This window comes from Erwinia rhapontici (assembly GCF_012271765.1).
In the GTDB taxonomy this organism is placed as follows: domain Bacteria; phylum Pseudomonadota; class Gammaproteobacteria; order Enterobacterales; family Enterobacteriaceae; genus Erwinia; species Erwinia rhapontici.
The window spans coordinates 125,821-145,307 of the sequence record NZ_VRKO01000003.1 but is presented as its reverse complement, the minus strand read 5'-3'; the positions used below and the strand labels follow the sequence as shown (position 1 = coordinate 145,307).

Annotated in this window: 12 protein-coding genes; 11 read left to right on the top strand and 1 reads right to left on the bottom strand. The window is 57.0% G+C overall.

Features of this window, described 5'->3' with window-relative positions; translation table 11 throughout:
* The first annotated feature begins 1 nt into the window (after position 1).
* The 11 genes from ptsP (at position 2) to recD (ending at position 17,849) form a co-directional block, all read left to right on the top strand.
* Positions 2–2,248 (top strand): phosphoenolpyruvate--protein phosphotransferase, encoded by a 2,247-nt coding sequence (gene ptsP / locus FVB43_RS01690; protein ID WP_133846081.1) that lies wholly within the window; start codon positions 2–4, stop codon positions 2,246–2,248.
* A gap of 141 nt (positions 2,249–2,389) precedes the next feature.
* The gene (lgt, locus tag FVB43_RS01685; RefSeq protein WP_133846080.1) at positions 2,390–3,268 is read left to right on the top strand and encodes a prolipoprotein diacylglyceryl transferase; all 879 of its coding nucleotides are present in this window, start codon (positions 2,390–2,392) and stop codon (positions 3,266–3,268) included.
* Complete coding sequence (thyA, locus tag FVB43_RS01680; protein ID WP_133846079.1) at positions 3,265–4,059, top strand: thymidylate synthase; 795 nt, start codon at positions 3,265–3,267, stop codon at positions 4,057–4,059. The genes lgt and thyA overlap by 4 nt, the downstream gene beginning before the upstream one ends.
* A 237-nt stretch (positions 4,060–4,296) precedes the next feature.
* Positions 4,297–4,758, top strand: a complete 462-nt coding sequence (locus tag FVB43_RS01675) for a prepilin-type N-terminal cleavage/methylation domain-containing protein (RefSeq protein WP_159337924.1) — start codon at positions 4,297–4,299, stop codon at positions 4,756–4,758.
* Positions 4,749–5,300 (top strand): prepilin peptidase-dependent protein, encoded by a 552-nt coding sequence (locus FVB43_RS01670; RefSeq protein WP_133846077.1) that lies wholly within the window; start codon positions 4,749–4,751, stop codon positions 5,298–5,300. The genes FVB43_RS01675 and FVB43_RS01670 overlap by 10 nt, the downstream gene beginning before the upstream one ends.
* Positions 5,300–5,713, top strand: coding sequence for a DUF2509 family protein (locus FVB43_RS01665; protein ID WP_133846076.1), 414 nt, complete (start codon positions 5,300–5,302; stop codon positions 5,711–5,713). Before FVB43_RS01670 ends, FVB43_RS01665 begins: the two co-directional genes overlap by 1 nt.
* Entirely contained in the window at positions 5,703–6,020 is a 318-nt protein-coding gene (locus tag FVB43_RS01660; RefSeq protein ID WP_167863294.1) for a prepilin-type N-terminal cleavage/methylation domain-containing protein, read from the top strand. Before FVB43_RS01665 ends, FVB43_RS01660 begins: the two co-directional genes overlap by 11 nt.
* Positions 6,021–6,092: 72 nt before the next feature.
* On the top strand, positions 6,093–9,452 hold the full coding sequence (gene recC, locus FVB43_RS01655; protein WP_133846074.1) for an exodeoxyribonuclease V subunit gamma: 3,360 nt from the start codon (positions 6,093–6,095) through the stop codon (positions 9,450–9,452).
* 143 nt (positions 9,453–9,595) lie between these two features.
* Positions 9,596–12,481 carry a pitrilysin gene (ptrA, locus tag FVB43_RS01650; RefSeq protein ID WP_167863293.1) on the top strand — a complete coding sequence of 962 codons (2,886 nt, stop codon included), beginning with the start codon at positions 9,596–9,598 and terminating at the stop codon, positions 12,479–12,481.
* On the top strand, positions 12,478–16,014 hold the full coding sequence (gene recB / locus FVB43_RS01645; RefSeq protein ID WP_167863292.1) for an exodeoxyribonuclease V subunit beta: 3,537 nt from the start codon (positions 12,478–12,480) through the stop codon (positions 16,012–16,014). The genes ptrA and recB overlap by 4 nt, the downstream gene beginning before the upstream one ends.
* The gene (gene recD, locus FVB43_RS01640) at positions 16,011–17,849 is read left to right on the top strand and encodes an exodeoxyribonuclease V subunit alpha (protein WP_167863291.1); all 1,839 of its coding nucleotides are present in this window, start codon (positions 16,011–16,013) and stop codon (positions 17,847–17,849) included. The genes recB and recD overlap by 4 nt, the downstream gene beginning before the upstream one ends.
* A 76-nt stretch (positions 17,850–17,925) precedes the next feature.
* On the opposite strand, the gene argA is transcribed toward recD, so the two are convergent.
* Positions 17,926–19,281, bottom strand: coding sequence for an amino-acid N-acetyltransferase (gene argA, locus FVB43_RS01635; RefSeq protein ID WP_133846070.1), 1,356 nt, complete (start codon positions 19,279–19,281; stop codon positions 17,926–17,928).
* Between the last annotated feature and the right edge of the window lie 206 nt (positions 19,282–19,487).

The window sequence follows — 19,487 nt, the reverse complement described above, 5'->3', positions numbered from 1 at the left end:
TATGCTCACACAGCTACGCGAAATAGTTGAGAAAGTGGCGGCAGCGCCCCGGCTTACCGAGGCGCTGGATATTCTGGTTAACGAAATCTGTGTGGCGATGCAAACCGAAGTCTGTTCGGTCTATCTCGCGGATCACGATCGTCGCTGCTATTACCTGATGGCTACCCGTGGGCTAAAAAAGCCGCGTGGGCGCACTGTTGCCCTGGCATTTGATGAAGGTATCGTTGGCTTAGTAGGGCGGCTTGCAGAGCCCATTAACCTCGCCGATGCGCAGAGTCACCCCAGCTTCAAATATATTCCTTCGGTGAAAGAGGAGCGTTTCCGTTCCTTTCTTGGCGTGCCGATTATCAGCCGTCGCCAGTTGCTTGGCGTGCTGGTGGTTCAGCAGCGCGAACATCGTCAGTTCGACGAAAGTGAAGAGTCTTTTCTGGTTACGCTGGCCACGCAAATGGCAGCGATCCTCTCACAGTCACAGCTTAATGCCCTGTTTGGCCAGTACCGTCAAACCCGCATTCGTGCGCTGGCGGCGGCGCCTGGCGTTGCGGTAGCGGAGGGTTGGGTCGACTCTAGCCAGCCTTCACTGGAAAACGTCTTCGCGGCATCGACCCTCGATACCGTGCGAGAACGCGAACGCCTCGCGCTCGCCATGAGTGAAGCCTCGAACGAGTTTCGTCGTTACAGCAAGCGTTTTACTGCCAGCATGCACAAAGAGAGTGCGGCGATCTTCGATCTCTATTCACACCTCTTAAGTGATGCCCGGCTGAAAAAAGACCTGCTGGCGGAAATCGATGCCGGATCGGTGGCCGAGTGGGCGGTTAAAAAAGTCATTGAAAAATTCGCCGCGCAGTTTGCCAGCTTGCAGGACAGCTATCTGCGTGAGCGTGCAGGCGATTTGCGCGTGCTGGGGCAGCGTCTGCTGTTTCACCTCGATGACACCATGCAGGGCACTAACACCTGGCCTGAGCGCTTTGTACTGGTGGCCGATGAGCTGACCGCCACCACGTTGGCCGAGCTGCCGCGTGACCGCCTGGCGGGGGTGGTGGTGCGCGATGGTGCCGCCAACTCGCATGCCGCGATTATGGTGCGGGCGATGGGCATCCCAACGGTGATGGGTGCTGACATCCAGCCCGAGCTGATGAAAGGGCATCTGCTGATCGTTGACGGCTATCGTGGCGAACTGCTGGTCGATCCTGAACCCGTGCTGGTGCAGGAATATCAGCGGCTGATCAGCGAAGAGAATGAACTGAGCCTGCTGGCGGAGGATTTTGTCTTCCTGCCCGGCGCGCTGAAAAGCGGTGAGCCGGTAAAAGTGATGCTCAACGCAGGCCTAAGCGCCGAACACGAGAAGATGGTAGGGAACCGGGTGGACGGTGTGGGTCTGTATCGCACCGAAATTCCGTTTATGCTGCAAAACGGTTTTCCATCGGAAGAAGAGCAGGTGGCGCAGTACCAGGGCATGTTGCAACTGTTCCTGGATAAGCCGGTGACCCTGCGTACTCTGGATGTGGGGGCGGATAAACAGCTACCCTATATGCCCATCAGTGAAGAAAACCCTTGTCTTGGCTGGCGCGGTATTCGTCTGACGCTGGATCAACCGGAGATCTTCCTGGTGCAACTGCGCGCCATGTTGCGTGCCAATGTCGCCAGCGGCAATCTGAATATTCTGCTGCCGATGATCACCAGTCTGGAAGAGATCGATGAGGCCCGCCGCCTGATCGCACGTGCTGCGCGTGAAGTGGAAGAGATGCTCGGCTATGTTATTCCACAGCCGCGCATTGGCATCATGATCGAAGTCCCCTCCATGATCTTTATGATCGGGCAGCTTAAGGGGCGCGTCGATTTTGTCTCTGTGGGCACCAACGATCTGACACAGTATCTGCTGGCGGTTGACCGTAACAATACCCGGGTGGCCAGTCTGTATGACAGCCTGCATCCGGCGATGCTGCGGGCATTAAAAAGTATTGCGGATGAAACCCAACGCGCCGGTATCGAACTCTGTCTGTGCGGTGAAATGGCCGGTGATACCATGTGCGTGGCGCTGTTAGTGGGCATGGGTTATCACCATCTCAGTATGAATGGTCGCAACGTGGCACGCGTAAAATACCTGCTGAGCCATCTTGAGCATGAAGATGCACAAGTCCTGGCGCAACGGGGTATGGAAGCCCAGTTCGCGACAGAGGTACGTCATCTGGTGGCCTCGTTTATGGAGCGGCGAGGTTTAGGCGGCCTGATTCGTGGTGGCCGTTAACCGTGTTTTTTGGCAGCGTTTGCTTAACAAAGTTTACAGTTAGCTCAGGCCGCAATAATTCGCATTATGCTATGATGCGCGCCTTATGCAGCCCCGGAGTGTGCGGCTGCCTGTCAGGACTGACTTTACTAATGGTGAAAGATGAATAACGGCTATCTGGCTTTCCCTCAATTTGATCCGGTGATTTTCTCCATCGGACCGGTTTCACTGCACTGGTACGGACTGATGTACCTGGTGGGTTTCGTTTTCGCGATGTGGCTGGCAGTTCGCCGTGCTAACAAACCGGGTAGCGGATGGAAAAAAGAAGAAGTAGAAAATCTGCTGTATGCCGGTTTCCTGGGTGTCTTCCTCGGCGGGCGTATCGGCTATGTGTTGTTCTACAATATGCCGCTGTTCCTGGATAACCCGCTGTACCTGTTTAAAGTCTGGGATGGCGGCATGTCTTTCCACGGAGGCCTGATTGGGGTGATCGTGGTGATGCTGATCTTCGCCTGGCGCACCAAACGCAATTTCTTCCAGGTTTCTGATTTTATGGCGCCGCTGATCCCATTTGGGTTGGGTGCTGGCCGACTCGGCAACTTTATTAACGGTGAGCTGTGGGGCCGCGTTGACCCCAATCTGCCGTGGGCGATGCTGTTCCCAGGCTCGCGTAGCGAAGATATCGCCCTGGTCGCAACCCATCCTGAATGGCAGCAGCTGCTGTCAACCTACGGTGTATTGCCACGTCATCCTTCACAGCTTTATGAGCTGATCCTTGAAGGTATCGTGCTGTTTATCATCCTCAACGTCTTCATTCGTAAATCTCGCCCGATGGGCGCGGTATCCGGGCTGTTCCTGATTGGCTACGGTGCGTTCCGTATTATCGTTGAATTCTTCCGTCAGCCTGACCAGCAGCTTGGCCTGTTCAGCGGCATCAGCATGGGGCAGATCCTCTCTGTACCAATGATTGTGGCTGGCGTGATTATGATGATTTGGGCGTATCGTCGTCGTCCGCAGCCACAGCTTCGTGAGGAAAAATGAAACAGTATCTGGCGTTAATGCAGCATGTGCTCGACCAGGGCACGCCGAAAAATGATCGTACCGGCACCGGCACATTGTCGATTTTTGGTCATCAGATGCGTTTCAATTTGCAGGAAGGTTTCCCGCTGGTTACCACCAAAAAGTGCCATCTGCGCTCGATTATTCATGAGCTGCTGTGGTTCCTGAACGGTGACACCAACATCGCGTACCTGAAAGAAAATAAGGTCTCGATCTGGGACGAGTGGGCTGATGAAAATGGCGATCTTGGCCCGGTTTACGGCAAACAGTGGCGCAGCTGGGGAGCACCCGATGGTGCTCAGATTGACCAGCTGACGAAAGTGGTCGAACAGCTGAAAAGCGACCCGGACTCGCGTCGCATCATTGTTTCCGCCTGGAATGTCGGTGAGCTGGATCAGATGGCGCTGGCACCCTGTCATGCGTTTTTCCAGTTCTACGTGGCTGATGGCAAGCTCTCTTGCCAGCTTTATCAGCGCTCCTGCGATATCTTCCTCGGCCTGCCGTTTAACATCGCCAGCTATGCGCTGCTGGTGCATATGATGGCGCAGCAGTGTGACCTGGAAGTCGGTGATTTTGTCTGGACGGGCGGGGATACTCATCTGTACAGCAACCACCTTGAGCAGACGCGTTTGCAGTTAACGCGTGAGCCGCGTGCGCTGCCGAAGCTGGTGATCAAACGTAAACCGGCTTCCCTCTTCGACTATCGTTTCGACGACTTCGAGATTGAAGGCTACGATCCGCATCCGGCAATTAAAGCCCCGGTCGCAATCTAGACCTGCATGCCCCCTTCACCGGGGGCATCACCTTTCGACAAAACCCTCTCTGTTGTTGATGTTACCGCTTTATCTCTCCTCACTGGCTTGTTCACCTCCCTGTATTTTCCCCAACATTAAGAGCCTTCTTGTCATCTGAATGAAAGCACATGCAAGTGGGCAATCAGTCTGGAAGACGGCGCGCAACCCTGCCAACTGCCGCTGGTTTGAGCGAACGGAAAGCGCACACTGTCGTGCATGAAAACGAAAAACGTGCGCGGGTTTACCCTGCTGGAAATGATGGTGGTAGTGACGATTGTCAGTCTGCTGAGCCTGGGCGCATGGAGCGGCTGGCACAGCTGGCAGCAGCGGCAGCAACTGAACGACAGTGCCCAGCAGATCCAGCGTCTGCTGCAACGGCTGCGCAGTGATGCCAACTGGCACAATACTGTGCATCTCTTGTGGCTGAAATCCGCCGGGCGCTGGTGCCTGGGGGCGGGGACGGCAGATTGTCTGAGCATCACAAAACATACGTTACGTGCACCGCACCCCGGCGTGAGCGTTGAGCTGGTCACCAGCGATTTAGGGTTTTATGGCAAGAAAAATACCGCCCATCCCGGCAGTATTTTAATCGGCAACGCAGCCGGTAAGCGGCGGATTGTTGTCTCGTCTCGTGGACGGGTACGCATCTGTTCACCCTCTGAAGAGAACTGTCGATGAAGGCCCAGGGATTCACGCTGCTGGAAATGCTGATGGCGATGGCGATTGGCAGCATGTTAATGCTGTCAGCGGCGCGCACGCTGCCGCAGCTTCAGGCACAAAACCTGCGTCTCATGATGCAGACCCAACTGCATGAGGATCTTCAGCAGATCATGCACACCCTGGAAAAAGCCGTGCGGCGTGCCGGGTACTGCCACGGCAACTGCCGTGATGCTGCACAACCCGGGTTACACATCTCAGCGGGATGCCTGCTGGTGCGCTGGGATGAAAACAGTAATGGCCGCTGGGAAGCGCCGGGGCGTGAGGACAGTGAAGTTTATGGTTACCGTCTGCGTGGCACCAGTCTGGAAATGCAGCGTGGCGTCACAGACTGCCAGGGCGGCGGTTGGGAAAGGCTGAATGACCCCCGGCGCGTTGGCATCCGTGTTTTTCAGCTGGTCCAGACAGGGCGCCAGATCAAGGTCAGCCTCAGTGGTTTTGCGCAGCGCGATCCGGGTATCGTGCGCGATCTGGAACACTGGCTGACGGCGGAGAATCTGTGATGCAGACATCGACACAGCGGGGTAGCGGGGCACTCGTTATGGTGATGATGATCCTGCTGATGGGAACTCTGATGCTGAACACCACACGACGGCAGCTTGATGATTCAATGAGCCAGGTGGGCGATGAACGACATTACCTTCAGCAGTTTACCGGGGCGATGTCCGCCCTGGCCTGGGGCGAACGTTTGCACTGGGTTGCGGCTGAAGAGTGGCATTGCCAGCAGCAAGTGGAGCATCACTGGCGTGCCTGTTTTCAGCCCGTTGATCAATTACTGCGCGGTGACAGTGGGCCAGATACGCTGGCACTTTATCGCTGGGTCGGTCAGCAAGCGAACGGGACTTTACAGGCACAGCCGCACGGCTGGCTGGATTACTGCCCCTTGACCGGGGAGGGGGCCTGCGATGTCAACTAGTCACACGCAGCAGGGATTTAGCCTGGTGGAAATCCTGTTTTCTCTGCTGTTGTTCAGCCTGAGTTACACGGCGTTGCTGCACTACCAGCAGGTGCTGGGGCAGGGTTTCCACTGGCAGTGGCAGCAGCGCGATGCCTGGTGGCAGGCTTTCCAGCGACGAGAGGGTAAGGCGACCGCAGGCTGGCAAATACAGCAACAGTCACGTAGCGGCCCACAGGGTTGCCAACTGATCACCGTGCAGGCAATCAGCCCCGCCGGGCGGCGTGCCGAACTGACGCACCTCCAGTGCGATGAGAGAAACCGATAACATAGTGACATTTGCAAGCCGGGCTTATCGGGTTACAGTAGCCTCCGGCGTATTGTTTAAGGGCATATTTGTATGTTTACCGTGTACCACTCCAATCAGTTGGATTTGCTAAAAACACTGGCGTGCTGGCAGATAGAAAACCAGCCGCTGGGCGATCCACTGCGTTCTGAAGTGGTGCTGGTACAAAGCCCGGGCATGGCGCAGTGGCTGCAAATGTCGCTGGCCGAAGAGTTCGGCATTGCCGCGAATATCGACTTTCCCCTGCCCGCCAGTTTTATCTGGGACATGTTTGTCCGCGTGCTGCCGGAGATCCCGAAAGAGAGTGCCTTTAATAAATCCAGCATGAGCTGGAAGCTGATGGCTATCCTGCCCGGAATGCTGGGCGGTGAAGAATTTGAAATGCTGCGTCATTATCTCAGCGATGGCGACGACCGTAAGCTGTTCCAGCTGGCGTCCCGCGTGGCGGATCTCTTTGACCAGTATCTGGTCTATCGCCCTCACTGGCTGAACAGCTGGGAAAAAGGGCAGTTGGTGGATGATCTGGGGGAATCCCAATGCTGGCAGGCACCGCTGTGGGCTGCGCTGGTTGACTACACGGATAAACTCGGCCAGCCAGAATGGCACCGTGCCAACCTCTATCAGCGCTTTATTGCCCGGCTGGACAACAGCGGTGAACGCCCGGCTAACCTCCCTGATCGTGTGTTTATCTGTGGTATCTCAGCACTGCCGCCGGTTTACCTGCAAGCCCTCCAGGCTTTGGGTAAACATATTGATATCCATCTGCTTTTCACGAATCCCTGCCGTCACTACTGGGGCGACATTCAGGATTATGGTTTCCTGGCAAAATTACAAAGCCGCCATCGTCGCCATTATCAGGATAACCGCGAGATCCCCCAGTTTCGTGACAGCGATGCAGCCCCAGGGCTGTTTAATGAAGGCGGTGAACAGCAGCTGAGTAACCCGTTGCTGGCCTCCTGGGGCAAGTTGGGGCGTGACAATTTGTACCTGCTGGCGCAAATGGAACCGAATGAAGTCTTTGCCTTTGTCGATATTGAGCCGACAAACCTGCTGCATGCCCTGAAGCGGGATTTGCTGGAGCTGGAAGATCATGCCGCGATTGGCCTGAAGCAAAGTGAATGGTCTACGAGTCGTAGCAAGCGGGTGCTCTCCCCTGAAGATCGTTCGGTGGCGATCCACCTCTGTCACAGCCCACAGCGCGAGGTGGAGGTGCTCCAGGATCGGCTGCTGGCCATGATGGCTGACGACCCGTCGCTGACCCCGCGCGATATTATCGTCATGGTGGCTGACATTGACGCTTATACCCCGTTTATTCAGGCGGTGTTTGGCAATGCTCCGGCCGATCGCGCGTTGCCGTTTGCTATTTCCGACCGCCGTGCCAGCCAGGCGCACCCTGCATTGCAGGCTTTTATCTCGTTGCTCAGTTTGCCGGAAAGCCGCTTTACCGCCGAGGATGTGCTGGCGTTGCTGGAAGTGCCTGCACTCGCCAGCCGTTTTACCGTGGATGAAGAAGGATTACGTCTGCTGCGCCACTGGGTTGCGGAGTCCGGCGTTCGCTGGGGGCTTGATGATGACAGCGTGCGCGATTTGGATCTGCCTGCTACCGGCCAGCACACTTGGCATTTTGGTCTGACGCGTATGCTGCTGGGCTATGCTATGAACAGCGAGGCCGGGGACTGGCAGGGTATCCTGCCTTACGATGAATCCAGCGGGCTGATTGCAGAACTGGCCGGAAACCTTGCTGAACTGCTGATGCAGCTCAACCGCTGGCGGCAGTGGCTGAGTGAACCCCGTGAACTCCAGCACTGGCTGCCGCTGTGCCGCCAAATGCTGGATGATTTCTTTACCAGTGACGCAGAAACCGAAGCGGCGCTGACGCTGATTGAAGAGCAGTGGCAGCAGGCGATCAACTACGGCGTGGAGGCAGGTTATCAGCAGGCCGTGCCGCTGACGCTACTGCGTGATGAGCTGTCGTCACGCCTCGACCAGCAGCGCATCAGCCAGCGCTTCCTCGCCGGCCCGGTTAACTTCTGTACTCTGATGCCCATGCGTTCGATCCCGTTTAAAGTCGTCTGTCTGCTGGGAATGAACGACGGCGTATATCCGCGTACGCTGCCGCCGCTGGGCTTTGACTTAATGAGCCAGCAGTCGCAGAAGGGGGACCGTAGTCGCCGTGACGATGACCGTTATCTGTTCCTCGAAGCGCTGAACTCGGCGCAGCAACAGCTGTATATCAGCTACATCGGCCGCTCGATTCAGGATAATACGGAACGTTACCCCTCTGTGCTGGTCAGTGAATTAGTGGAATACATCAGTCAGAGCTTCTGCCTGGAGCAGGACCGCGATCGGGATGTTGACAGCAGCGCAAAAGCCGTCGTGGAGCATCTGCACCATTTGCATAGCCGGATGCCCTTTGCCGCGGAAAACTTCAGCGCTGAATCGGAGTTCCGCAGCTTTGCCGCTGAATGGCTCCCTGCTGCCAGCGCACAGGGGACGGCACACCCGCCGTTTATGCAGGCACTGCCTGATGAAAGTACGGATGAGCTCAGCTTCGACAAGCTGGTGCGCTTCTGGCGCCATCCGGTCAGGGCTTTTTTCAGCCTGCGTCTTGGGGTCAGCTTCCATCTTGAAGAGACCGGGCTGCCCGATGCGGAACCTTTTTCTTTACAGGGTCTGAGCCGCTATCAGGTCAACACTCAACTGCTTAACAGCCTGATTGAGGGCAGTGAAAGCGAACGATTGTATGCCCGTCAGCGCGCCGCCGGGGCGTTACCCTATGGGGCCTTTGGCGAACTGTTCTGGCAGGAACAGGAGCAGGAGATGAGCGAGCTGGCGGGGCGCGTACGTGAACTGCGGGCGGCGGCTGAGAGCTGGGAGATCGCACTGGAAGTGGGGGGCGTGACCTTAAACGGCTGGCTGCCCCAGGTACAGGACAGCGGATTGCTGCGCTGGCGGCCCGGTATTCTCAACTTCAATGATGGCCTGACGCTGTGGCTGGAGCACCTGGTGTACTGTTCGATGGGGGGCACCGGCAGCAGCAGGATGTTGGGACGCAAAGAGAGCGAATGGCATTTCCCTCCGCTGGCCCCTGCTGCTGCAAAGCAGCAGCTTGCCGGGTATGTTGACGGTTATCGTCAGGGCATGTGTGCGCCACTGCTGCTGACCGCATCCGGCGGTGCCTGGTTGAAAGCCTGCTTTGATGAGAAAGCGGGCGCGGTGCTGCGCGATGACGCGACGCTGAAAAAAGCACGCGGGAAACTGTTGCTGAGCTGGCAGGGAAATTATCAGGTTGACGGCGAGGGCACAGACCCTTATCTGCAACGTTTACTGCGTACCCTGGATAGCAATAGCGAACAAGAGATGGCCGTGCAGGCAGAGCGGTGGTTGCTGCCGTTACTGGTGCATAATAGTTGATGTTTTCAGGACATTCAGGGCGACATCCTGTAGTGTTTTTATTGTGTTAGCGTATGTCACGTCACACAGCCGTACGCTGAAATTTGTAAGCCGATGTTCATCTGGCGGGAAGCCGGATAACACCAGCCCGTTGAGGAGTTTGAATGCGTCGTTATGCAGTCTGGTTAGCTTGTTTTGTTTCCGTCTCGATGTTCAGCCCACTGACACTTGCTCAGACCGGCTGGCAGCCCCTCACTGAAACCATCCGTAAAAGTGAGAAGGACCCACGCCAGTATCAGGCCATTAAGCTCGATAATGGCATGACCGTTCTGCTGGTGTCCGACGCGCAGGCCACGAAATCGCTGGCAGCGCTGACGCTGCCGGTCGGCTCACTGGAAAACCCAACCGATCAACTTGGCCTGGCACACTACCTCGAACATATGGTGTTGATGGGCTCAAAACGTTACCCGCAGCCGGATAACCTCGCTGAATTCCTCAAAAAACACGGTGGCAGCCATAACGCCAGCACCGCGTCTTATCGCACCGCGTTCTACCTGGAAGTGGAAAACGATGCCCTGCAACCCGCCGTCGACCGCCTGGCCGATGCTATCGCTGAACCGCTGCTCGACCCGGTGAATGCTGACCGCGAGCGCCATGCAGTGAACGCCGAGCTGACGATGGCCCGTTCGCGTGACGGTCTGCGCATGGCGCAGGTCGGTGCTGAAACTCTCAATCCAGAACACCCCAGCTCACGCTTCTCTGGCGGGAATCTGGAAACCCTGCGCGATAAACCGGGCAGCAAACTGCACGATGCGCTGAAGGCCTTTTACCATCGCTACTACTCCGCCAACTTAATGAAGGCAGTGATCTACGGTAATCAGCCACTGCCGGAGCTGGAGAAAATTGCCGCCGCAACCTTTGGGCGCGTGGAAAACCGCCATGCCACGGTGCCGGATATCACCGTTCCGGTGGTGACCGACCAGCAGAAAGGCGTGATCATTCACTACGTGCCGGCCCAGCCACGTAAGCAGCTGAAAATCGAATTCCGCATCGATAACAACAGCGACAAATTCCGCAGCAAAACGGACACGCTGATCGGGTATCTGATTGGTAACCGCAGCAAAAATACGCTCTCAGACTGGCTGCAAAATCAGGGCCTGGCGGATTCCATCAGTGCGGGTGCTGACCCGATGATCGACCGCAACGGTGGCGTGTTCTCCATCGCTATCTCCCTGACCGATAAAGGCCAGGCTAACCGGGATGAAGTGATTGCCGCCGTATTCAGCTACCTGAAAACGCTGCGTACTCAGGGCATTGATAAGCGCTACTTTGATGAAGTGTCCCACGTGCTGGATCTCGACTTCCGTTATCCGTCGATTACCCGCGATATGGACTACATCGAATGGCTGGTGGATACCATGCTGCGCGTACCGGTCGAGGATACGCTGGTCGCCCCGTATATTGCCGACCAGTTTGATCCGCAGGCGGTTAATGCCCGTCTGGATGGCATGACGCCACAAAATGCGCGTATCTGGTTTATCAGCCCGAAAGAGCCACACAATAAAACCGCTTACTTTGTCGATGCGCCTTATCAGGTCGATCGTATTCCTGCGCAGCGTTTTAATCAGTGGCAGGCGGCAAGCGACAAAATCAGCCTGTCGTTACCGGTTCTTAACCCTTACATCCCGGATGATTTCAGCCTGATCAAGGCCGATAAAAAGTATCAGCGCCCGGAAGAGCTGATGAATCAGAAAGGGCTGCGCGTGTTCTACATGCCAAGCCAGTACTACGCCGATGAGCCTAAAGCCAATATCACCCTGGCCCTGCGTAACAAGGCGTCAATGAGCACCGCTCAAAATCAGGTGTTGTTTGCGCTCAATGACTATCTGGCGGGGGTTGCGCTGGATGAACTGAGTTCCCAGGCTTCTGTCGGTGGCATCAGTTTTTCCACCAGTGAAGATGACGGCGTTTCCTTTAGTGCCAGCGGGTTCACGCAGCGTTTGCCGAAGTTGATGGGCCAACTGCTGGACGGTTACGCCAGCTTTACCCCAACGGAACAGCAGCTGGAACAGGCGAAATCCTGGTATCTGGAACGTCTGGATTCGGCCGAAAAAGGCAAAGCGTTTGAGCTGGCGATTCAGCCTGCGCAACTGCTGTCACAGCTGCCTTACACGCAACGCAGTGAACGCCGTAAACTGGTGCCTGCCATCACGCTACAACAGCTACTCGACTACCGTAAAATGCTGCTGGAACAATCCACTCCGGAACTGATGGTGGTAGGGAATATGACGCCGGATGCCGTGCGTAAGCTGGCCACTGACGTGAAAAATCAGCTTAACTGCGAAGGCAGCGACTGGTGGCACAGTGAGCACGTGACGGTGGATAAAAAAGTGCTGGCTAACCTGCAACAGCCCGGTAGCAGTACCGACTCTGCACTGGCCGCCGTCTATATTCCGCTGGGCTTCCCGGAGTATCAGAGTATGGCCAGCAGTGCGATGCTGAGCCAGATTATTCAGCCGTGGTTCTACAATCAGCTCCGTACGGAAGAGCAACTCGGCTATGCGGTCTTCTCCTTCCAGATGCCGGTGGGCCGTCAGTGGGGCATCGGCTTCCTGCTGCAAAGTAACGTGAAGCAACCCGCTTATCTGCTGAAGCGCTTTGAGGCGTTTTATCCAACGGCTGAGAAGCGCCTGCGTGAAATGAGCCACGAAGATTTTGCTCAGTATCAGGCTGCGATGATCAACGAACTGAAGCAGCGCCCGCAAACGCTGGATGAGGAAGCCGGGCGCTTTAGCAAAGATTTCGATCGTGAGAACTACCATTTCGATACCCGCGAGAAGGTGATTGCGCAGATCCAGACGTTAACGCCGCAGGGGCTGGCTGACTTCTTCCATCAGGCTGTCATTGCGCCGAGTGGGCTGGCGTTGTTGTCCCAGGTGTCCGGCAGCCGCCACGGCAAAGCTGACTATGCTGCACCATCAGGCTGGAAGACCTGGAAGGATCTCTCTACCTTGCAGCAATCATTACCGGTGAGTCAGGATCAGCCATGAACCAACGGGTGCCTGAAAGGCTTGAGCCGTTAACCCTGCCACTGCACGGCGAGCGGCTGATTGAGGCGTCCGCCGGAACCGGGAAAACCTTCACCATCGGGCTGCTCTATCTGCGCCTGTTATTGGGGTTGGGCGGTGAAGCGGCGTTCAGTCGCCCGTTGTCAGTGGAAGAGATTCTGGTTGTGACGTTTACCGAGGCGGCAACGGCGGAGCTGCGCGGGCGTATCCGTGCCAATATCCACGAGCTGCGCATTGCCTGCGTTCGCGGTGAAAGTCATAACCCGATGTTTAAACAGCTTATGACTGAAGTCGCCGACCGAAATTGGGCAGCATCAATGCTGCTGGCCGCAGAACGGCAGATGGATGAGGCCGGTATCTTTACTATTCACGGTTTCTGCCAGCGCATGCTGAATCTCAACGCCTTTGAATCCGGCATGCTGTTTGAACAGGAGTTGATTGAGGACGAAACCCCGTTGCGCCGTCGCGCAACGGCCGATTTCTGGCGTCGTCACTGCTATCCGTTGCCGCTGCCAGTGGCGCGCGTGGTGCGTCAACTGTGGGAAGGGCCGGAGCAACTGCTGAAAACGCTTTCGCCGTGGCTGGGGGGAGAAGCGCCAGCGCTCAAATCAGCGCCAGACCGCGATGAAACGCTGGAGCAGCGCCATGAGAAAATCATTGCCCACATCGACCTGCTGAAACAGGCATGGCTGGCGGCAGGCGATTTGCAGTCGCTGGTTGAGTCCTCCGGTGTGGACAAGCGCAGTTACAGTAGTAAGCACTTACCTAACTGGCTGGAAAAAATTACCCAGTGGGCGCAGGCAGCAACGGAAGACTATGAGGTCGCGAAAGACCTTGAGCGTTTTGGTCAGCGCGTGCTGTCGGATAAAACCAAGAAAGGCGAGCCGCCACGGCATCCGTTGTTTGACCAGATTGATGCCTTCCTCGCAGAGCCTCTGTCATTGCGCGACCTGGTGATTGCCCGGGCGTTGCACGAGGTGCGTTTTGTGACCCAGCAGGAGAAACGCCTGCATGCGCAGATGGGGTTTGATGACTTGCTGGGGCGTTTTGATGCTGCATTGCAGCAGCCGGGGGGGGCCGCGCTGGCAGCGGCAATCCGTCAGCGTTATCCGGTTGCCCTGATTGATGAATTCCAGGACACCGATCCCCAGCAATACCGCATCTTCCACACGCTGTATGCGCGGCAGCCAGACAGTGCACTGCTGCTGATCGGCGATCCGAAACAGGCTATCTACGCCTTCCGTGGTGCGGATATCTTTACCTATATGAAGGCGCGAGCAGAAGTTAGTGCTCACTATACGCTTGAGACTAACTGGCGCTCATCACCGGCGATGGTGGATGGCGTTAATAAGCTGTTTTTGCACCAGGTAAACCCGTTTTTATTCAATGATATCCCGTTTATTACCGTCAGCCCGGCAGAGCCGAACGCCACTCTGAGCTTTAGCCTGGAGGGAGCAGAACAGCCGGCTTTGCAGTTCTGGTTGCAGCCCGGCGAGGGCGTTGGGGTCAGTGATTACCAGCAGTTTATGGCGCGCCAGTGTGCCGCGGAAATTCGCCGCTGGCTCAGTGCCGGGCAGCAGGGCACCGCGATGATCGGTAAGGCCGGTAAACAGCAGCCGGTGCGTGCCTCGGATATCACGATTCTGGTGCGTAGCCGTAGTGAGGCCTCGGTGATGCGTGAGGCATTAAACGGCCTGGCAATCCCCTCGGTGTATCTCTCCAACCGTGACAGCGTATTTACCACACCGGAAGCCCGCGAAATGCTGTGGCTGTTGCAGGCGGTGCTGGCACCGGAGCAGGAGCGTGTTCTGCGCAGTGCGCTGGCCAGCAGCCTGCTGGGCCTTGATGCCCGGGCACTGGATGCGCTGAACCAGGACGAACGGGCCTGGGATGCCCTGGTGGATGAATTTGCCGACTACCGCCAGCGTTGGTTAAAGCGCGGCGTACTGCCGATGCTGCGCGATCTGATGGTGAAACGGCATATTGCGGAAAACCTCCTGGCGTCCGACAGCGGGGAACGCCGTCTGACCGATCTGCTGCATCTGGGTGAACTGTTGCAGGAGGCTGCAGCCACCCTCGACAGTGAACATGCGCTGGTGCGTTGGCTCGCTCAGCAGGTGGAACAGCCGGACGGGCAAGTGGCTAACCAGCAGTTGCGCCTGGAGAGCGATCGTAACCTGGTGCAGATTGTCACCATCCATAAATCGAAAGGTTTACAGTATCCGCTGGTGTGGTTGCCATTTGTTGCCAGCTTCCGCGAGGCGGAAAACGGCGTTTATCACGATCGTCAAACCTTCGAAGCGTTGCTCGACTTACAACAAGGGGAAGAGAGCGTGGCGCTGGCCGAGCAGGAAAGGCTGGCAGAAGATCTGCGCTTGCTGTATGTGGCGCTGACGCGCTCGGTTTACCACTGTAGCGTCGGTATTGCTCCCCTGATTAAAGGCACACGTAAAAAAGAGGGCGACAGCGACCTGCACCGCAGCGCGTTGGGCTACTTGATCCAGCAAGGCGAAGCGGCAGATGCCGCAGGATTAAGGACGGCACTGCTGAGCCTGCAAAGTGATGCGACCGCGGTCGTTATTCCGCAGGAACCGGACGATACGCCGTGGCAGCCACAGCACGAAGACCCACAGCGCCTGAGCAGCCAGCAGTTACAACGTACCCTGCGCGATGACTGGCGAGTGACCAGTTATTCCGGCCTGCAACAGCACGGACATGCGCCCGCGCTGGACCTGCTGCCCCGGCTGGATGTTGATGCGGTGGGGGAAGCCAGCGATGAGCTGTTACCACAGCTTACGCCGCACACTTTCCCGCGCGGAGCGGCACCGGGCACCTTCCTGCATGGATTGTTCGAAACCCTCGAATTTACCGCACCGTTGGAAGATGACTGGCTGGCGCTTCAGCTTAGTCGTCAGGGGCTGGACGAGGCCTGGCATCCGGTGATGCATGACTGGCTCGGGCGTATTTTGCATACGCCGCTCAATGACAGTGGCGTGAGCCTGGATCAGCTTGCACCTGAAGCCCGGCGAGTTGAGCTGCAATTTTATCTGCCGATTTCACGTCTTCTGACGGCTGATGCACTGGACCAGGTGGTGCGCCAGGACCCGCTTTCGGCTGACTGCCCGCCGCTCGATTTTTATCAGGTGCAGGGCATGCTGAAAGGCTTTATCGACTTGGTCTTTTGCTGGCAGGGAAAATATTACCTGCTGGATTACAAATCGAACTGGCTGGGTGAGGACAGTAGCGCTTACACGCGTCCGGCTATGGCGCAGGCGATGCAGTCACATCGCTACGACCTGCAGTACCAGCTTTACACGCTGGCGCTGCATCGCTATCTGCGGCACCGTCTGGCGGACTATGACTACGAACGTCATTTCGGTGGCGTGATTTATCTGTTCCTGCGTGGCCTGGACGGGACGGAGGGAAGCAATGGCATTTACAGCACGCGGCCCCAGGCAGACTTTGTCACTGCGCTTGACCAGCTGTTTGCTAACAACGCGGAGCAGGGCGCATGACGCTGACAGAAGGATTAAAGCAGGCGCAGCGACTGCGGCTATTGCGGCCCCTTGATGTGCAGTTTGCGCAGATGGTGGCGACAGCAGAGCAACCGGCGCTGATGCTGGCGGCCGCACTGGTCAGTCGCGATGCGGGGGAAGGGCACGTCTGTCTGCCGCTGGACCAACTGCATCCTGAGGCTTTTTTTGCCGGCCGTCACCCGGAGCTGGCGCAGGCATTGTGGCAGGCGGCAGGAGCACCACAGGACTGGGCTGATACATTACTGGCACAAACCGCCGTCAGTAACGGGGAGTCAGCGACGCCGCTGGTGTTACATCAACAGCGGCTGTATCTGCACCGGATGTGGCAGAGCGAAGGGGAAGTGGCGCAGTTTGTGCAGCGCCAGCAGCATGCCGTCGCACTGGATGAGGCGCAGGTGCGCCAGACGCTTGACCGCTATTTCGGCCAGCAGCCTGACGACTGGCAGAAAATTGCCGCTGCCGTGGCGCTCACCCGTCAGGTTGCAGTGATTTCAGGCGGGCCGGGCACCGGGAAGACCACAACGGTGGCGAAATTACTCGCCAGCCTGATTGAGCTATCAGTGACGGCGCCACGGATTGAACTGGCAGCTCCAACCGGGAAAGCGGCAGCCCGACTCACGGAGTCACTGGGAAAAACGCTACAGGAACTGACGCTGGACGAGGAGATTCGCAGCCGTTTCCCGACGGAGGCGACCACGCTGCACCGCCTGCTGGGCGCACTGCCAGGCAGCCAACGCATGCGTTACCACCGGGGTAATCCGTTGCATCTGGACGTGCTGGTGGTGGATGAAGCCTCAATGGTCGATCTGCCGATGCTGGCTAACCTGATCGCGGCGCTGCCTTCACAGGCACGAGTGATCTTCTTGGGTGACCGCGACCAGCTTGCCTCGGTAGAGGCGGGTGCCGTATTGGGGGATATCTGCCGCTGTGCCGAATTCGGTTACAGCCTGGAGCGTGCCGCTGAACTCACGCGTCTGACGGGGTGTGACGTTGCCGGGCGTGAGGATGCCAGTGCTTCTGTGGTGCGCGATATCATCTGCCTGCTGCGGAAAAGCTACCGTTTTACAGCGTCATCAGGTATTGGTCAGCTGGCGCTGGCGGTCAACGCCGGTGAGGTGAAGCGGGTTGAGCAGGTCTTCAGCGGTGGATTTACGGATATTCGTCGCCAGGCACTGAGCAGCAGCGAGGATTACCAGCAGCTGTTGAATGACTGTGTGGCGGGTTATCGCGGCTATCTGAAATTGCTCGCCGCCGGAGCGCCGCCTGCTGAGGTTTTGACGGAGTTTGGCCGATTCCAACTGCTGTGCGCCCTGCGCGAGGGGCCATTTGGTGTTGCCGGGCTGAATGAACGCATTGAGCAGTCGCTGCGCCAGGCGGGGCTGATTCGCCGCGTTGTGGCGATGAATGGCAAGTGGTTTGTCGGGCGGCCTGTGATGATTGCCCGTAATGACCGGGCGCTGGGGTTGTTTAACGGCGATATCGGTATTGCGATGCTGGACGATGAGCAGCAGCTGAAAGTGTTTTTCCCACTGCCCGATGGCAGCATCAAGGCCGTGCAACCGAGTCGCCTGCCGCCGCATGACAGCGCCTGGGCGATGACGGTGCATAAGTCGCAGGGATCGGAGTTTGAACATACGCTGATGGTGTTACCAAATCAGATCATGCCGGTGCTGACGCGTGAGCTGGTGTATACCGCCATCACGCGTGCCAAACGGCAGCTAACGCTGTACGCCGATAAAGGCGTGTTTAACGCCGCAGTGAAGATGCGCACGCAAAGGCGCAGTGGGCTGGTGGATCGATTAACGCAGGTTTAGGGGGACGGGCATGCCCGTCCCGGTTAACATCGAACGGAGCATGCCTCGCCCCGTCGGTTAATCGTGCGGTGCGCGATTAACTTTGCCGCGTATGGGCGGTGGCTTCCCGCAGGTCGACCATCAGCACTTTGGAACGACGCTGATAGTTGTACATCTGTTTTTTGCTTTCCGGCAGCAGTTCGATATCCACCGGGACAAAACCACGTTCCTGGAACCAGTGAATACTGCGTGTGGTCAGCACAAACAGTTTTTTTAACCCCATCTGGCGTGCCTGTAACGCTACGCGCTCCAGCAGTGCCTCGCCGCGTGCCGAACTGCGGTAATCCGGGTGTACTGCCACGCAGGCCATTTCACCGATCTGCTCTTCGGGGAATGGATAAAGTGCAGCGCAGCCGATGGTCAGGTTATCGCGTTCAACAATCGTAAACTTATCGATTTCCATTTCCAGCTGCTCGCGCGAGCGGCGCACCAGAATGCCCTGCTGCTCCAGCGGGCGGATCAGTTCCAGAATGCCACCAATATCGTTAATCGTGGCGCGGCGGATCTGCTCGGCGCTCTCCATTACAATCTGCGTACCGATACCGTCGCGTGAGAACAGCTCCTGCAACAGGGTGCCATCTTCCTGATAGCTAATCAGGTGACTACGGCGCACGCCGCTGCGGCAGGCTTTCACGGCACCACGCAGGAAGCGCACGGTGCCGGAGTGATAATCATCGCTGGTTTCCAGTTCTTCAATACGCTTCTGCGCTTCATTAGGGAATAGCTCGGAAACAATATTGCCTTCATTGTTCGTCACGCCCTGTTCGGAACAGAAGCCGATCATTTTTTCAGCTTTCAGTTTGATCGCCAGCTGGGTGGCAACCTCTTCAGAGGTCAGGTTGAAGCTCTCTCCGGTGACCGAAACGGCGACGGGCCCCATCAGCACGATAGCACCGCTGTCCAGCTGGCGATGAATAGCTTCTTCATCGATACGACGAATACGGCCGCTGTGACAGTAGTCCACGCCGTCATCCACGCCCAGCGGCTGGGCAATAATAAAGTTGCCGCTGACCACATTAATATGTGCGCCCTGTAGCGGCGTGTTATTGAGGCTCATCGACAGGCGGGCAGTGATATCCAGCTGTAAACGGCCTGCGGCCTGTTTGACCAGCTCCAGCGACTGCGCATCCGTAACGCGGGTATGTTTATGGTAGAGCGGTTCGAGGTTACGCTCGGCGAGGCTGGCATCAATTTGCGGGCGGGCGCCATACACTACGACCAGGCGGATACCCAGGCTGTGCAGCAGGCCGATATCATTGACGATGCTTGAGAAGTTCTCATGCTCGATGGCTTCACCACCCAGCATAATGACAAACGTTTTACCACGATGGGCGTTGATATAGGGAACTGTATGGCGGAATCCCTGGACCAGCTCGGTACTACGTTCCTTCACGGTAAACCCTCTTTGAATTATTATTCGGTAAAAGTGTATTTTTATTCTTTTATCACTCCGGGTGCAAGTGGCATTTATCCTTACTTATCACTTGCTACCGCATTTCTCTGTGGCTAATGCCCTGCATTTATTCGCTTTTTTTGGGTGACACTGCCTGGTGGATTCGTTAAAGTTTTTGCAAAATTTTTGTTATTGGCTTTTTATTA

Bases quoted from the DNA above. Each gene is read 5' to 3' on its own strand.
- ptsP (WP_133846081.1), top strand. From the start codon at position 2: ATGCTCACACAGCTACGCGAAATAGTTGAGAAAGTGGCGGCAGCGCCC.
- lgt (WP_133846080.1), top strand. From the start codon at position 2,390: ATGAATAACGGCTATCTGGCTTTCCCTCAATTTGATCCGGTGATTTTC.
- thyA (WP_133846079.1), top strand. From the start codon at position 3,265: ATGAAACAGTATCTGGCGTTAATGCAGCATGTGCTCGACCAGGGCACG.
- FVB43_RS01675 (WP_159337924.1), top strand. From the start codon at position 4,297: ATGAAAACGAAAAACGTGCGCGGGTTTACCCTGCTGGAAATGATGGTG.
- FVB43_RS01665 (WP_133846076.1), top strand. From the start codon at position 5,300: ATGCAGACATCGACACAGCGGGGTAGCGGGGCACTCGTTATGGTGATG.
- FVB43_RS01660 (WP_167863294.1), top strand. From the start codon at position 5,703: ATGTCAACTAGTCACACGCAGCAGGGATTTAGCCTGGTGGAAATCCTG.
- recC (WP_133846074.1), top strand. From the start codon at position 6,093: ATGTTTACCGTGTACCACTCCAATCAGTTGGATTTGCTAAAAACACTG.
- ptrA (WP_167863293.1), top strand. From the start codon at position 9,596: ATGCGTCGTTATGCAGTCTGGTTAGCTTGTTTTGTTTCCGTCTCGATG.
- recB (WP_167863292.1), top strand. From the start codon at position 12,478: ATGAACCAACGGGTGCCTGAAAGGCTTGAGCCGTTAACCCTGCCACTG.
- recD (WP_167863291.1), top strand. From the start codon at position 16,011: ATGACGCTGACAGAAGGATTAAAGCAGGCGCAGCGACTGCGGCTATTG.